The sequence below is a fragment of the Microbacterium sp. 2RAF4 genome (assembly GCF_052115285.1).
In the GTDB taxonomy this organism is placed as follows: Bacteria; Actinomycetota; Actinomycetes; order Actinomycetales; family Microbacteriaceae; genus Microbacterium; species Microbacterium oxydans.
Map to the genome: position 1 here is coordinate 391,640 of NZ_JBFRGI010000001.1, position 13,740 is coordinate 405,379.

Annotated in this window: 16 protein-coding genes; all 16 read right to left on the reverse strand. The window is 69.2% G+C overall.

The window, feature by feature from the left end; all coding sequences use genetic code 11:
- Positions 1-69 precede the first annotated feature (69 nt).
- Positions 70-1,095, reverse strand: coding sequence for a prolipoprotein diacylglyceryl transferase (gene lgt / locus AB4070_RS01930; protein WP_441978677.1), 1,026 nt, complete (start codon positions 1,093-1,095; stop codon positions 70-72).
- Between the two features lie 10 nt (positions 1,096-1,105).
- On the reverse strand, positions 1,106-1,909 hold the full coding sequence (trpA, locus tag AB4070_RS01935) for a tryptophan synthase subunit alpha (RefSeq protein WP_441978678.1): 804 nt from the start codon (positions 1,907-1,909) through the stop codon (positions 1,106-1,108).
- Positions 1,906-3,174 (reverse strand): tryptophan synthase subunit beta, encoded by a 1,269-nt coding sequence (gene trpB / locus AB4070_RS01940; RefSeq protein ID WP_282846723.1) that lies wholly within the window; start codon positions 3,172-3,174, stop codon positions 1,906-1,908. The genes trpA and trpB overlap by 4 nt, the downstream gene beginning before the upstream one ends.
- The gene (trpC, locus tag AB4070_RS01945; RefSeq protein WP_282846724.1) at positions 3,174-3,944 is read right to left on the reverse strand and encodes an indole-3-glycerol phosphate synthase TrpC; all 771 of its coding nucleotides are present in this window, start codon (positions 3,942-3,944) and stop codon (positions 3,174-3,176) included. The genes trpB and trpC overlap by 1 nt, the downstream gene beginning before the upstream one ends.
- Positions 3,945-3,946: 2 nt before the next feature.
- Complete coding sequence (locus AB4070_RS01950) at positions 3,947-4,177, reverse strand: HGxxPAAW family protein (protein ID WP_441978679.1); 231 nt, start codon at positions 4,175-4,177, stop codon at positions 3,947-3,949.
- A 47-nt stretch (positions 4,178-4,224) separates the two neighbouring features.
- Positions 4,225-4,812, reverse strand: coding sequence for a Trp biosynthesis-associated membrane protein (locus tag AB4070_RS01955; protein WP_441978680.1), 588 nt, complete (start codon positions 4,810-4,812; stop codon positions 4,225-4,227).
- Positions 4,809-5,189: a phosphoribosyl-AMP cyclohydrolase gene (gene hisI, locus AB4070_RS01960; RefSeq protein ID WP_441978681.1), complete on the reverse strand. Its 381-nt coding sequence runs from the start codon at positions 5,187-5,189 to the stop codon at positions 4,809-4,811. Before hisI ends, AB4070_RS01955 begins: the two co-directional genes overlap by 4 nt.
- A complete protein-coding gene (gene hisF, locus AB4070_RS01965) occupies positions 5,186-5,947 on the reverse strand; it encodes an imidazole glycerol phosphate synthase subunit HisF (protein ID WP_058631197.1) in 762 nt (253 codons plus the stop codon). The genes hisI and hisF overlap by 4 nt, the downstream gene beginning before the upstream one ends.
- On the reverse strand, positions 5,947-6,789 hold the full coding sequence (gene hisG, locus AB4070_RS01970; RefSeq protein WP_046747130.1) for an ATP phosphoribosyltransferase: 843 nt from the start codon (positions 6,787-6,789) through the stop codon (positions 5,947-5,949). Before hisG ends, hisF begins: the two co-directional genes overlap by 1 nt.
- 38 nt (positions 6,790-6,827) lie before the next feature.
- Positions 6,828-7,091 (reverse strand): phosphoribosyl-ATP diphosphatase, encoded by a 264-nt coding sequence (locus tag AB4070_RS01975; RefSeq protein ID WP_045265324.1) that lies wholly within the window; start codon positions 7,089-7,091, stop codon positions 6,828-6,830.
- Positions 7,088-7,768 carry a ribulose-phosphate 3-epimerase gene (rpe, locus tag AB4070_RS01980; protein WP_441978682.1) on the reverse strand — a complete coding sequence of 227 codons (681 nt, stop codon included), beginning with the start codon at positions 7,766-7,768 and terminating at the stop codon, positions 7,088-7,090. The genes AB4070_RS01975 and rpe overlap by 4 nt, the downstream gene beginning before the upstream one ends.
- Positions 7,769-7,772: 4 nt before the next feature.
- Complete coding sequence (locus AB4070_RS01985) at positions 7,773-9,287, reverse strand: RsmB/NOP family class I SAM-dependent RNA methyltransferase (RefSeq protein ID WP_441978683.1); 1,515 nt, start codon at positions 9,285-9,287, stop codon at positions 7,773-7,775.
- Positions 9,284-10,204 (reverse strand): methionyl-tRNA formyltransferase, encoded by a 921-nt coding sequence (gene fmt, locus AB4070_RS01990; protein ID WP_441978684.1) that lies wholly within the window; start codon positions 10,202-10,204, stop codon positions 9,284-9,286. Before fmt ends, AB4070_RS01985 begins: the two co-directional genes overlap by 4 nt.
- Positions 10,205-10,222: 18 nt before the next feature.
- Positions 10,223-12,181 carry a primosomal protein N' gene (locus AB4070_RS01995; protein ID WP_441978685.1) on the reverse strand — a complete coding sequence of 653 codons (1,959 nt, stop codon included), beginning with the start codon at positions 12,179-12,181 and terminating at the stop codon, positions 10,223-10,225.
- 16 nt (positions 12,182-12,197) lie between these two features.
- Entirely contained in the window at positions 12,198-13,391 is a 1,194-nt protein-coding gene (gene metK / locus AB4070_RS02000) for a methionine adenosyltransferase (protein WP_441978686.1), read from the reverse strand.
- A gap of 88 nt (positions 13,392-13,479) precedes the next feature.
- Complete coding sequence (gene rpoZ / locus AB4070_RS02005) at positions 13,480-13,734, reverse strand: DNA-directed RNA polymerase subunit omega (RefSeq protein ID WP_017204385.1); 255 nt, start codon at positions 13,732-13,734, stop codon at positions 13,480-13,482.
- Positions 13,735-13,740: the final 6 nt, after the last annotated feature.

Sequence of the window (13,740 nt, forward strand, 5' to 3'; positions counted from 1 at the left end):
TCGAGTGAAACCCGGGGACGACGTCGGCCCGCTCGTTCAGTGCAATGGTTCTCCCGCTACGAGGCGGCGTTATCGAGAGCCGTCCTCGCTCGTGGGAGCAGTGCTTGTGGCGGTGGCTCCTGCGGTGACTTCTTCGGCCGGAGGCTCGCTCACGTCTACGAAGTCAGAGGTATTGTCCTGCGATTGTACAACAGCGTCCGGGTCGGTCCGTTCGCGACCGGGCTGGTACGGCGAGGGCTCCAGTCCGGGGTGACGGCGCGTCTGCACGATGAGGATCGCGAGACCGATGAGCACGCCGATGATGGCGGCGAGGACGTTGCTGCGCAGGCCGAGGATGATCTCGCTCGGATCGATGCGGATCGACTCCCAGACGATGCGACCGGCGCTGTACCAGATCAGGTAGATCGCGAAGAGGCGACCCCACTGGAAGAAGAGCTTGCGACCGAGCCACAGCAGGACGATGACGCCGAGACCGTTCCAGATCACCTCGTACAGGAAGGTCGGGTGGAACAGCGTGCCCTCGGGGAGTCCCGGGGGGAAGGCCGAGTTGGTGGACGGGATCTCCAGACCCCAGGGCAGATCGGTGGGGAGCCCGAAGAGTTCATTGTTGAACCAGTTGCCGAAGCGACCCATTGCCTGTGCCAGCAGCAGACCGGGTGCCAGCGCGTCGGCGAGCGTCCAGAAGCGGATGCCTGTCCAGCGGCACCCGAGGTACGCGCCGATGGCACCACCGATGAGCGCGCCGAAGATCGCGATGCCGCCCTCCCAGATGGCCCAGACGGAGCCGGGCTGGAACGGGTTCCACGTGTTGATGCCCTCGCCGAAGTAGTCGTTCGGGTGGGTGAGCACGTGGAAGATGCGCGCGCCGATGATCGCCAGCGGCACCGCGAGGATCGAGATGTCGATCACGACCCACGGCTCCGCTCCGCGCTTGGTGAGGCGGTGGTTGGTCAGGAACGTCGCGGCGATGATCCCGGCGATGATGCACAGCGCGTAGAAGTGGATCCGGACCGGCCCGAGGTCGAAGTACGAGACCGTGGGGCTCGGGATGCTGGCGAGCACGTTCGTGAAGGTGCTGTGGAGCGCGAGTGACATGAGTGCGATTCTAGTTCTCGTGATCGGGGCGTGCCGACGAGGTGCCGGAGGCCAGGTTTCGGGTGACTTCTGCGAGGGCCGGAACTCCGCCGTCACGCAGAGCGCGGACGAGCGCCGTGCCGACGATGGCGCCGTCGGCGTACTCGGAGACTCCGGCGATCTGCTCGGCGGTGGAGATGCCGATGCCGACGCAGGCGCGGTGGGCTCCGTGCGCCCGCAGACGTCCGACGAGAGTGCGGGCAGCGCGATCGAGTTCGGCGCGCTCCCCCGTGATGCCCATCGTCGAGACCGTGTACACGAACCCGGTGGAGGACTTCACCACCAGGTCGAGGCGTTCATCGGAGGAGGTCGGTGCCGCCAGGAACACGCGGTCGAGGCCGGTCCTCTCGCTGGCGGCGATCCACTCCCCTGCCGCGTCTGGTGTGATGTCCGGCGTGATGAGGCCGGCACCGCCCGCGGCGAGCAGGTCATCCGCGTAGCGGTCGATGCCGTACTGCATGACGGGGTTCCAGTAGGTCATCACGAGCACGGGGACATCGGTGGCCTCCGTGATGGCACGGATCGCCGTGAAGAGGTCGGCCATCCGGAAACCCGCAGCCAGAGCCTTGGTGGTCGCCTCCTGGATGATCGCGCCGTCCATCACGGGGTCGCTGTACGGCGGTCCCAGCTCGATGATGTCGACGCCGTTCTCGGCCAGCGCGATGGCTGCCTGGATGCTCGTCTCGAGATCGGGGAAGCCGACGGGCAGGTACCCGACGAAGGCGCTGCGGCCCGCGTCCTGCGCACGCTGGATGGCTTGTTCGACGCGGCTCACAGCTGCGGTTCCCCCTTCGCGACGCGTTCTTCCTCTTCGCTCTCCTGCTCGACGTCGTGAGCCAGCGCGGCCTCGTCGTAGAGCTGGAAGTAGCGTGCCGCAGTGTCCATGTCCTTGTCACCGCGGCCGGACAGGCAGACGGCGATCAAGCCATCGGGCCCGAGTTCGCGACCGATGCGCAGGGCCCCGGCGAGGGCATGCGCCGACTCGATGGCGGGGATGATCCCCTCGGTGCGGCTGAGCAGACGCAGCGCCTGCATCGCCTCGTCGTCGGTCGCAGGGATGTACTCGGCGCGACCGATGTCGGCGAGCCAGGAATGCTCGGGGCCGACACCGGGGTAGTCGAGTCCGGCCGAGATGGAGTGCGACTCGATCGTCTGGCCGTCGGCATCCTGGAGGACGTAGGTCTTCGCCCCGTGGAGCACGCCGGGGCGGCCGCGCTCGATCGACGCCGCGTGCTTCTCGGTGTCGACACCGTCGCCTGCTGCCTCGACGCCGTAGAGCCGGACACCCTCGTCGTCGAGGAACGCATCGAACATGCCGATCGCGTTGGAGCCGCCGCCGACGCATGCCATGACCGCGTCGGGAAGACGTCCCACCTCGTCGAGCAGCTGCGCGCGGGCCTCTTCGCCGATGATCTTCTGGAAGTCGCGGACCATCGCGGGGAACGGGTGCGGACCCGCCGCCGTGCCGAAGATGTAGTTGGTGGTCTCCACCGAAGCGACCCAGTCGCGATAGGCGTCGTTGATCGCGTCTTTGAGCGTGCGCGAGCCGGACGTCACCGGGACCACCTCGGCGCCGAGGAGGCGCATGCGGGCCACGTTGAGCGCCTGCCGCTCGGTGTCGACCTCACCCATGTAGATGGTGCAGTCCAGACCGAACAGCGCTGCCGCCGTGGCCGTGGCCACTCCGTGCTGTCCGGCGCCGGTCTCCGCGATCACGCGGGTCTTCCCGAGGCGCTTGGTGAGCAGCGCCTGGCCGAGCACGTTGTTGATCTTGTGGGACCCGGTGTGGTTGAGGTCTTCGCGCTTGAGGAAGATGCGCGCGCCGCCGGCATGCTCGGCGAATCTCGGGACCTCGGTGATCGCGGAAGGGCGCCCGGCATAGGAGCTGAGCAGATGCGCGAGCTCGTCACGGAACGACGGGTCGACGATCGCGGCCTCGTAGGCCACCGTGAGCTCATCGATCGCCGCGATGAGCGACTCGGGCATGTACCGCCCGCCGAACTCGCCGAAGAAGGGGCCGTGCTGGTCGCGCAGGCTCATCATGCCTCCAGGAAACTCTTGAGGGTGGCGACGGGGTCGCCGGTCACGAGCGCCTCGCCTATCAGCACGACGTCGGCGCCCGCGGAACGGTAGTGCACGACGTCAGCGGGAGTCAGAACCGCCGACTCGGCGATCTTGACCGCCGTGTCGGGGATGCGCTCGACCAGGCGCCCGAACAGGTCGCGATCGAGTTCGAGAGTCTTCAGGTCACGTGCGTTGACGCCGATCAGTGGGGCGCCGAGGTCGATCGCGGCCTCGAGCTCGTCAGCGGAATGCGTCTCGACGAGCGGCGTCATGCCCAGCTCGCCGATGAAGCCGAAGAGGTCACGCAGCACATCGGGCTCGAGGCCGGCGACGATGAGCAGGACGAGATCTGCGCCGGCTGCGCGCGCCTCCAGCACCTGGTAGCGGGTAGCGATGAAGTCCTTGCGCAGCACGGGGAGCGAGACCCGCGCGGTGACCGCCTCGAGGTCGGCGAGGCTGCCACCGAAACGACGTTCCTCTGTGAGCACGCTGATCGCGGACGCCCCACCCGTCTCGTACAGGGATGCCTGAAGAGCGGGGTCGGGGATGTCGGCGAGTGCACCTCTCGAGGGACTCGCACGCTTGACCTCCGCGATGATCTTCACGCGATCCGCAGGGGCGAGGAACGAGAGCGCGTCCTTCGCCGCTGGGCGGGCGAGAGCATCTCGTTCGAGGGCGGCCAGCGGTCGCGACAGGGCGCGACGCTCGGCGTCTGCGACAGCGCCGGCCGTCAGGTCGGCGAGCACCATTAGTGCGCCTTCGGAGCGTACTTCGGACCCTTCACGCCGTAACCGGCCTTTGCCAGCGCCCAGCCGACGATCGCGCCGATCGGGACGAGGGCCACCGCGGCGATGACGAGGGCGGGCTGCTCGAAGCAGAACGCGACCGTGGCGGCGGCGACGCCGACCAGCATGATGACCACAGCGGTCCAAGCGGCAGGCGAGTGTCCGTGGCCGGGATCGGCGATCGGGTTGGTCATGTTCTCCTCCGGGGGACGACGTGCGGTTCGGATTCAGTCTATCGGGGTCAGCGTGTCGGATCGGTTCCCCGGGACAGCTCGTCCCAGGAATCGACGGCATCGACGGGCCCATCGTGCGCGACGTCGACGCGGTCGGTGCGGTACCGGCGTCCACCGGCCTTCCACCCGCGCCAGGTCGTGAGGACCACGACCGAGGCCGCCAGCAGGATCACCCAGCCCACGAGCGCGATGTACGGCCAGGCCGACGGCACGATGCTCGCGACCACCTCATGGACCGCCATGCCTCCCGCCAATCCGGTCACCTCGGTCACGGTGGCCCCGACGGCGTCGAAGGGTTCGGAGAGCAGCAGCTGGAGGGTCGACCAGCCGAGGAACACCGCTGTCGCCGCCGCGAGCACGCCGAAAACGAGGCGCACCGGCTTTCCCGCGATCGACAGTGCGGCGCCGAGAGCGAGCACGGCCAGGCTGAGCGGCGCGAGAAGCACCAGGGCGGACGCTCCGGGGACCAGGATCGCCTCGCCCGCGTCGGCGCGCTCCACGGTCAGCCAGGTCTGAGTCGACGAGATGATGCCGATCGCCCCGGCGAGAAGGAAGCCGGAGACGGACAGCGCGCGACCGCGTTTCGCGAAGCTCATGACCGATCCGTTCCGGTGACGGCCTCGAGGTCGTTGGTGTCGAAGCAGGTGCGCGTGCCGGTGTGGCAGGCGGGGCCGGTCTGCGCCACGAGGAGCAGGATCGCATCGCCGTCGCAGTCCAGGCGCGCCTCGTGGACGACCTGGATGTGTCCGGACGTGTCGCCCTTTCGCCAGTATTCCTGACGAGAGCGGGACCAGTAGGTCGCCCGTCCGGAGGTCAGGGTGCGCCGCAGCGCCTCGGCGTCGACCCAGGCGAGCATCAGCACCTCGCGCGTGTCCCACTGCTGCACGATGACCGGCGCGAGCCCGTCGGCATTGAAGTCGACCTGCGAGATGCGCTCGTCGACGGGTGTGGTCTGTGCTTCCGCGTCGCTCATCGGACGAGAACCCCCTCCGCGCGAAGCGCGTCCTTGACGTCGCCGACCGTGAGAGCGCCGGTGTGGAACACGCTGGCCGCGAGGACGGCGTCGGCTCCGGCTTTGATGGCGGGCGCGAAGTCCGATGCCTTTCCGGCACCGCCGGACGCGATGACGGGCACGGACGCCGCCTCCCGCATCAGGCGCACGAGCTCCAGGTCGAAGCCGTCTCTGGTGCCGTCCGCGTCGATCGAGTTCACGAGAAGCTCGCCCGCTCCGCGCTCCGCCGCCTCCCGGGCCCAGTCGAGGGCGTCGAGGGTGGTCTGCGTGCGGCCGCCGTGCGTGGTGACGACGAAGCCCGAGTGGGTCGTCGGCGCACGTTTCACGTCGAGTGAGAGCACGAGCACCTGCGCACCGAAGCGGTCGGCGATCTCACCGATGAGTTCCGGGCGCGCGATGGCCGCCGAGTTCACGCCGACCTTGTCCGCGCCGACCGACAGCAGGCGCGCCACGTCATCGACGCTGCGCACTCCCCCACCGACGGTGAGCGGCACGAAGACCTGCTCCGCCGTCCGCTGCACGACGTCGTACGTCGTGGCGCGCGCGTCGACCGTAGCAGTGACATCGAGGAAGGTGATCTCGTCCGCGCCCTGCGCCGCGTAGTGCCTGGCGAGCTCGACCGGGTCACCCATGTCGCGCAGGTTCTCGAAGTTCACCCCTTTGACGACACGCCCATCGGCGACGTCGAGACACGGGATGACACGGCTAGCGAGCGTCATCAGAGCCTCGCGTTGTGGATCGCGGTGACGAGGATGGCCCGTGCACCCAGCGCGTAGAGAGCGTCCATCACGGGGTTGACCCGCGAACGGGCCACCATGACGCGCACAGCAACCCACTCGGGATCGCGCAGCGGCGAGACCGTCGGCGACTCCACGCCCCCGGCGATCTTCACGGCGTCGTCGAGGAGCGCGACCGGAAGGTCGTAATCGATCATGACGAAGCGTCGAGCGACCATGACACCCCGAAGACGGCGGAGCAGCGTGTCAGCCCCCTCGGCGTCGACGGGTCCGGCGATGAGCACCGCCTCCGACTCCAGGATCACGGGGCCGAACACCTCGAGCCCGGCCTGACGCAGCGTCGTGCCGGTCTCGACGACATCGGCGACGGCGTCGGCGACACCGAGGCGGACCGCGGACTCCACCGCACCGTCGAGGGGCACGAGGTCGACGGCGATGTCACGCTCGTCGAGGAACGCATCGACGAGGCCGGGGTACGACGTCGCGATACGGAGGCCGTCGAGCTCGCTCACATCGGTATAGCGTCCGGTCGGCGCGGCGAAGCGGAACGTCGAGCCGGCGAAGCCGAGCGCTTCGATCTCGCGCGCACCGGGCATACGTGCATCGAGCAGGAGGTCGCGACCGGTGATACCGACATCGATCGCGCCGGAGCCGACATAGGTGGCGATGTCCTTGGGGCGGAGGAAGAAGAACTCGACGTCGTTGTCGGCGTCGATGACGTGCAGGGTCTTGGGGTCTCGTCGGCCGGCGTAGCCCGCCTCCGCGAGCATGTCGGCGGCGGTCTCGGAGAGCGAGCCCTTGTTGGGAACGGCGATGCGCAGCATGGATGGCTTTCAGTTCGAGGGGGTCGGAACGGAGCGCATCACAGATGTCGATAGACGTCCTGCAGGCTGAGCCCCTTCGCGAGCATCATCACCTGGACGTGGTACAGCAGCTGGGAGATCTCCTCGGCGGCGGCTTCGTCGGACTCGTACTCCGACGCCATCCACACCTCGGCGGCCTCTTCCACGATCTTCTTGCCGATCGTGTGCACGCCGCCGTCGAGCTCGGCCACGGTCCCCGATCCGGCAGGGCGGGTCTCGGCCTTGACGCTGAGCTCGGCGAACAGCTCGTCGAAAGTCTTCACGCTTCCAGGCTAGCGGCTCCGGCGAGGTCTCTCAGCCGGGTGACGGCCGCCTCGATGTCGTCAGCGCCGTACACGGCCGAGCCCGCGACGAATGTATCGGCGCCCGCGGAGGCCGCGATCTCGATCGTGCGGTCGGAGATGCCGCCGTCGACCTGGAGCCAGACCCGGGAGCCGCGCCGACGGGCTTCTTCCGCCAGAGCGCTCAGCTTCGGCATCGTCTCCGGCATGAAGCTCTGCCCGCCGAACCCGGGTTCCACGGTCATCACGAGGATCTGATCGAACTCGTCGAGGATCTCGAAGAGCGATTCGACAGGTGTCGCCGGCTTCACCGCGACCCCGGCCCGAGAACCGATGTCACGAAGGCGACGGGCGAGAGCGACGGGATCGTCGGCGGCCTCGAGGTGGAATGTGACGCTCGCAGCGCCGATCTCGGCATACTCGGGCGCCCACCGCTCGGGGTCCGTGATCATCAGGTGCACATCGAGCGGAATCGGACTGGTGGCCTGGATGCGCTCGACCATCTGCGGACCGAAGGTCAGGTTCGGCACGAAGTGGTTGTCCATCACGTCGACATGCGCGAAGTCGGCGGTCGCGATCTTGGCGAGGTCCGCCTGCATGTTCACGAAGTCGGCGGCGAGGATGCTCGGGTTGATGCGCGGGGCGCGAGGGAGTTCCACAGTCCTAGTCTTCCTTCTCGGATGAGGTGTCGTCGATCGATGAGCGCTGCAGGAGCGCGAGGAACATCGCGTCCGTCCCATGTCGGTGCGGCCAGAGCTGTGCGCTGCCGGAACCCACGCTGCCGGAACCACCCCTGCCGTCCTCCGCGAGATCGATCGGGCCCAGGGCGACATCGGCGATCACGGCTCGCGCATCGAGCTCGCGTACATCAACGCGGTCGCGGAGCACTTCCTTCACGACGCCCGTGGTCTCCGCGAGATGAGGCGAGCACGTGACGTACGCCACGATCCCGCCCGGGGCGAGGGCATCGAGGGCGGCAGAGAGCAGCTCGACCTGGAGCGGCACCAGCTCGGCGACGTCGGCCGGGGACTTCCGCCATCGCGCTTCAGGACGCCGACGCAACGCCCCCAGACCCGTGCAGGGGGCATCCACGAGGATGCGGTCGAACTCCCGCGGTCGGGATGCGGCCAGCGTCCGCCCGTCCTGCTCGTGCACCACGATCTCACCGGGGACGGCCCGCAATGCCTTGCGCACCAATCGGGCCCGCACCGGGACGACCTCGTTCGCCTCCAGTGTGACGTCGTGCTCACGGGCGACAGCCGCGAGGAGCGCCGTCTTGCCTCCTGGCCCCGCGCACAGGTCGAGCCAGCGCTCACCGGCGGTGATGGGCGCGGCGCCGGCCAACGCGAGTGCCACGAGCTGGGATCCCTCGTCCTGCACGCGCACGGTCCCTCCGGACGCCTCGACGACATGCCGGGGGTCGCCGCCGGCCGAGGCGAAGGCCGTGGGCGCGTACGGCAGACGAGGCTCCCCTGGTTCGGCGAGCCCGGGGAGCGCGACGAGCGTGACATCGGGCGATGCGTTGTCGGCCTCGAGAAGCGCCTCCAGCTCCTCGCCGCGCCCCTCGGCGATCAGAGCACGACGCAGAGCGCGGATCACCCACACCGGGTGCGCGGAACGCAGGGCGAGTCGTTCGTCGTCGGAGCGTGCGCTGCTCTCGATGCGTTCCTGCCACTCGTCGCCTGATTCCCGTGCGATACGACGGAGCACGGCGTTCGCGAAGCTCGATGCTCCCCGACCTGACTCCGTGGCGACCAGGTTCACCGACTCGTTCACCGCGGCGTGCGAAGCCACCCGCGTCGCCAGCAGCTGATGCACGGCGAGTCGCAGGGCGTCGAGGACGGCGGGATCGATGCTGTCGGGAGAACGATCCGCCGCCGCGGCGATGATCGCGTCGTAGGTGCCGAGCCGGCGCAGCGTGCCGTACGTCAGCTCGGTCGCGAGAGCAGCGTCCTGGGGGGTGAGCTGTGCTTCGGCGATCGCCGAGGGCAGCACGAGGTTCGCATAGGCATCGGTCTCGGAGACCGCACGCAGCACGCCGTACGCGACTCGTCTCGCGGGCTGCACGGTGCGGGCGGGACCGCGCTGACCCCCGCGATACGCGTCGCCCGATCGCTGCGCCCCACGCGCACCGGCGTTCTTCGGTGCCGTCTGACGGTTCCGTCGTTCATCGCTCATGATCCGGCCACCAGTTCGTCGCCTCCACGCAGACCGTGCCACCAGTCGACCGCGTTCATCGCGCCCTTGCCCGCCGGCTGGACCCTGGTCACCGCGAGTGCTCCCGTGCCGGTGCCGATGTGGAGAGCCGTCTTGGTGCCACGGAGCCGGCCCGGCGCGAGGGGCTCGGCTTCAGGGGCCGGCGTGGCTTCGAGCACCTTGAGAGGTTGACCTGCGACCGTGGTGTGCGCACCCGGTTCCGGGGTCACACCGCGGAAGTGGGCGAACACGGTGTCGAGCGGCCGACGCCAGTCGAGCAAACCGTCAGCGAGCGAGAGCTTGGCCGCGAAGGTGGGCTCGCCCTGTTGCGGTATCGACGACGCCGTACCCTCGGCGATCGCGGCGACCACCTCGGCGAGGAGCTGCGCGCCGTCGGCGGCGAGGAGCTCGAGTGCCTCCCCCGCGGTGGTTGCAGGGGGAACATCGACCTCGCGCATGGCGTAGACATCGCCGGCGTCGAGTTCCGCGACCAGCTGGAAGACGCTCGCGCCGAGCACCTCGTCCCCGGCGATCAGCGCACGCTGGACAGGAGCGGCTCCGCGCCAGGCCGGCAGCAGCGAGAAGTGGAGGTTGATCCAGCCCGCCCTGGGCGCGGACAGCAGCGGCTCGCGCACGAGCCCGCCGTACGCCACGATCACCCCGAGGTCCGCCTCGAGCGCGGAGATCTCCGCTGTCGCCGCGTCGTCCAGGCGCGCCGTCTTGATCACGGGAAGACCCAGATCCGCAGCGGCCTGCGCCACCGGAGACGGAGTCAGGGTACGACGACGGCCCAGAGGGGCGTCGGGGCGCGTGACGACCGCAGCGATGTCGTGGGACTCTGCGAGTCGCTGGAGACTGGGGACGGCGGCGGCCGGTGTGCCGGCGAAGACGAGGCGCATGAAGGTTCTCCGGAAGGGTCAGAGCTCTGGTTCGAGGATATCGAGGCGGACGGAGAGGGTGCTCTTGGTGGCGCGCCCTTTTCGGCGACGACCGCTCACGGCTTCGGCGACGACCGCCGCGCGCAGGGCCGTCGCCACCCGCGCTCCTGCACCGTAGTCGAAGCGGACGAGCGCACGCACCCGTGGGGGCACGTCGTCGGTCTCGACCGGGACCGGGCCGAGCACCGCGTCGGAAGGCAGGGCGAGATCGTCGAGCGCGGCGAGGGCATCAGCGACGGCGGGAACCGATCCCTGTACGAGCGCCACGCGCGTCGTCGGAGGCATGTGCAGAGGTGCTCTGCTCTCCAGCTCCGATCGGGCGTGGCCGACCTGGTTCCAGGTGGCCAGCGCCTTCGCGGCCGCCCCGTTGACGCCCACGAGGTGCACGGGCGCACCGGGGGCCGCCAGCGCGGCCGCATTCGACCACCACCGCAGACAGGACTCGGCGACCCGCAGGTCGGGGGCCTGGAGCATCCTCGGCCCGTCGAGCAGCACGACAGCGCGGTATCCCCCATCGGCGATCGGCTCGGCACCACGGGTCGCGACCACGAGTGCGGGCTTCGCCGGAACCCGCTCCACCGGATGAGCGCCGTCCGCGACGATCACCCTCACGCCGGGGAACGCGCGCCCCAGCTCGTCGGCCGTGCGCTCGCTGCCGGACGAAGCCAGGCGGAGCTTCGTCGACGAGCAGGCGGGACACGTCCACGCACTGGCTCCGCGTCCGCACCATCCGCACACCGGTACGGCACCGCGATGCTTCGCACCGAGTGGACCGCCGCAATGGGCGCACCGGGCGGGTGCCCGACACTCCGCGCACACCAGCGAGGGAGAGAATCCGGGGCGCGACACCTGCACGAGCACCGGACCCTCCGCCGCCGCGGTGCGTGCGGCGAGGAACGCGGACGACGGCATCCGCTGCGCCGTCGGCTGCTCCATCTCCTGGGGCGTGCTGAGGACGACCCTCGGCAGCACTCGACGTGTGGCTCTGACGTCCTGCAGCCAACCGAGGACGACCAGCCGTTCGACATCCGTCGTGCGCGTGTGGCCGGCGAAGAGCAGCGCCGACCCCTCCAGTTCTTGACGCAGCAGTGCCGCGTCCCGTGCATTCACATACGGGGCCAGCGGTTCCCCGAGAAGCGGGTCGCCGTCGTCCCAGATCGCGACCAGGCCGGCGACGACGGGTGAGTACACGGCCGAGCGATTGCCCACCACGATGCACGGGGCGTCTTCGAGCGTGCGGAGGAAGCCACGATAACGGTCGGGGTTGGTCTGCCGGGAGTCGTGACGGACCACTGCGGCGGCGGGGACGAGCGCCTCCAGAGCCGCGAGGAGCCGATCGAGATCGCGACTGTCCGGGACGACGATGATCGATGATCGTCCCGCAGCGAGCATCCGTGCGGCCGATGCCGCAAGCAGACGGGCCCAGCCCTGTACGCCGTCGACGAGCTGGGGAATCGCCTCGACCGCGGCCCGACCACCGGAGTCGAGCACGGCGCCGAGCCCCTCGTACAGATCGACTGTGCTCTCCGCGACGTCCAGTGCATCGGCCTCGGGGACCTCGGCAGGCGTATCGGCCGTCCAGGCCTTCTCGACACGCACCTGACGTTTGGGGATCACCAGGCGCAGCACGTCGGAGGCCGAGCCCGCTGCCCGGTCGGCGACGCGACGAGCGAGTGCGTGCAGACGCGCGGGGAGCACGGGCACCGGAGACACGACGCTCTCGACCTCCGAGAGAGCCCGGTCGGCGTCGTCCTCCGCGTCGATGTCGACGACGTAGCCGTCGATCACGCGTCCGGCGGTTCGCAGGGGCACCCGTACGCGAACACCCAGGGGCACATCCCCCAGCTCGGGGGGAAGGGCGTAGTCGAAGAGCCGATCGAGTTGCGGAAGAGGGGAATCGAGGAGCACGCGCGCGATGCGCCGGCTCTCCGCAGGCATCAGGACCGCGGTCCCATCAGAGCCCGGCAGCGCGGCGCAGCTCTTCGACGCGGTCGGTGCGCTCCCAGGTGAAGTCCGGGAGCTCACGCCCGAAGTGCCCGTATGCCGCGGTCTGCGCGTAGATCGGGCGCAGCAGGTCGAGCTGCTCGATGATCGCCTGCGGGCGGAGATCGAACACCTCGTTGATCGCCCGGGTGATGATCTCGTCCGACACCTTGCCCGTGCCGAACGATTCCACGTACAGACCGACCGGGCGTGCGACGCCGATGGCGTAGGCGACCTGCACCTCGAGACGGTCGGCCAGCCCCGCGGCCACGGCGTTCTTGGCGACCCACCGCGTTGCGTACGCGCCGGACCGGTCGACCTTCGACGGGTCCTTGCCGCTGAAGGCGCCGCCGCCGTGACGCGAGGCTCCCCCGTAGGTGTCGATGATGATCTTGCGCCCGGTCAGACCCGCGTCCCCCTTGGGGCCGCCCGTGACGAAGGGCCCGGCGGGGTTGATGTACAGGGTGACGTCGTCGAGGTCGAGGCCAGTGGTCGCGAGCACGGGGTCGATCACGTGCTCCCGGACCTGGGCCTTGACCTCGTCCTGGGAGATGTCGGGGTGGTGCTGCGTGGAGACCACGACGGCGTCGACGGTCTTCGGCGTGAAGCCGTCGTAGCCGAGCGTGACCTGTGTCTTGCCGTCGGGGCGCAGGAACGGCAGCAGGCCGTTGCGACGCACCTCGGTGAGCCGCTCGGCGAGGCGGTGCGCCGTCCAGGCGGCCATCGGCATCAGCTGCGGCGTCTCGTTCGTGGCGAAGCCGAACATGATCCCCTGGTCGCCGGCACCGAGACCGTCCAGCGGATCGATCGAAGACCCGTCGCGGTGCTCCTGGGCACTGTCGACGCCGTGGGCGATGTCGGTCGACTGCTCGCCCACCGAAACGCTGACACCGCAGGAGGAGCCGTCGAAGCCGGTGTCGCTCGAGGTGTAGCCGATGCCGTTCACGACCTGGCGGACGATCGTGGGGATGTCGACGTAGGCGTCGGTGCGGATCTCGCCTGCCACGTGGACGAGTCCGGTCGTGACGAGCGTCTCGACGGCGACGCGGGAGCCCTTGTCCTTCGCGATGAGTCCGTCGAGGATGCTGTCGGAGATCTGATCGCAGATCTTGTCCGGGTGTCCTTCGGTGACGGACTCGGACGTGAACAGACGCAGGGCGCTCATCGATACTCCAGAACGGGACGGACAGAGGGAGGGTGTTGCACCCATTCTGGACCGCGCCTCCGACAGAACGGAGGCGCGGCCTGGAATATCACTCTGCGTGACGAAGGCGGAGCTTGTCCTCGTTGATCTCGTGCAGCGCGATCGTGAGCGGCTTGTCCTCGACGGACGAGTCCACGAGCGGGCCGACGTTGTCGAAGAGGTTTCCCTCGTGCAGGTCGGAGTAGTAGTCGTTGATCTGACGCGCGCGCTTCGCGGCGTAGATGACGAGCTCGTACTTCGAGTCGACGCGGTCGAGCAGGTTGTCGATGGGGGGATCGATGATGCCGTTGTTGTGTCCGGCCATGGTGAG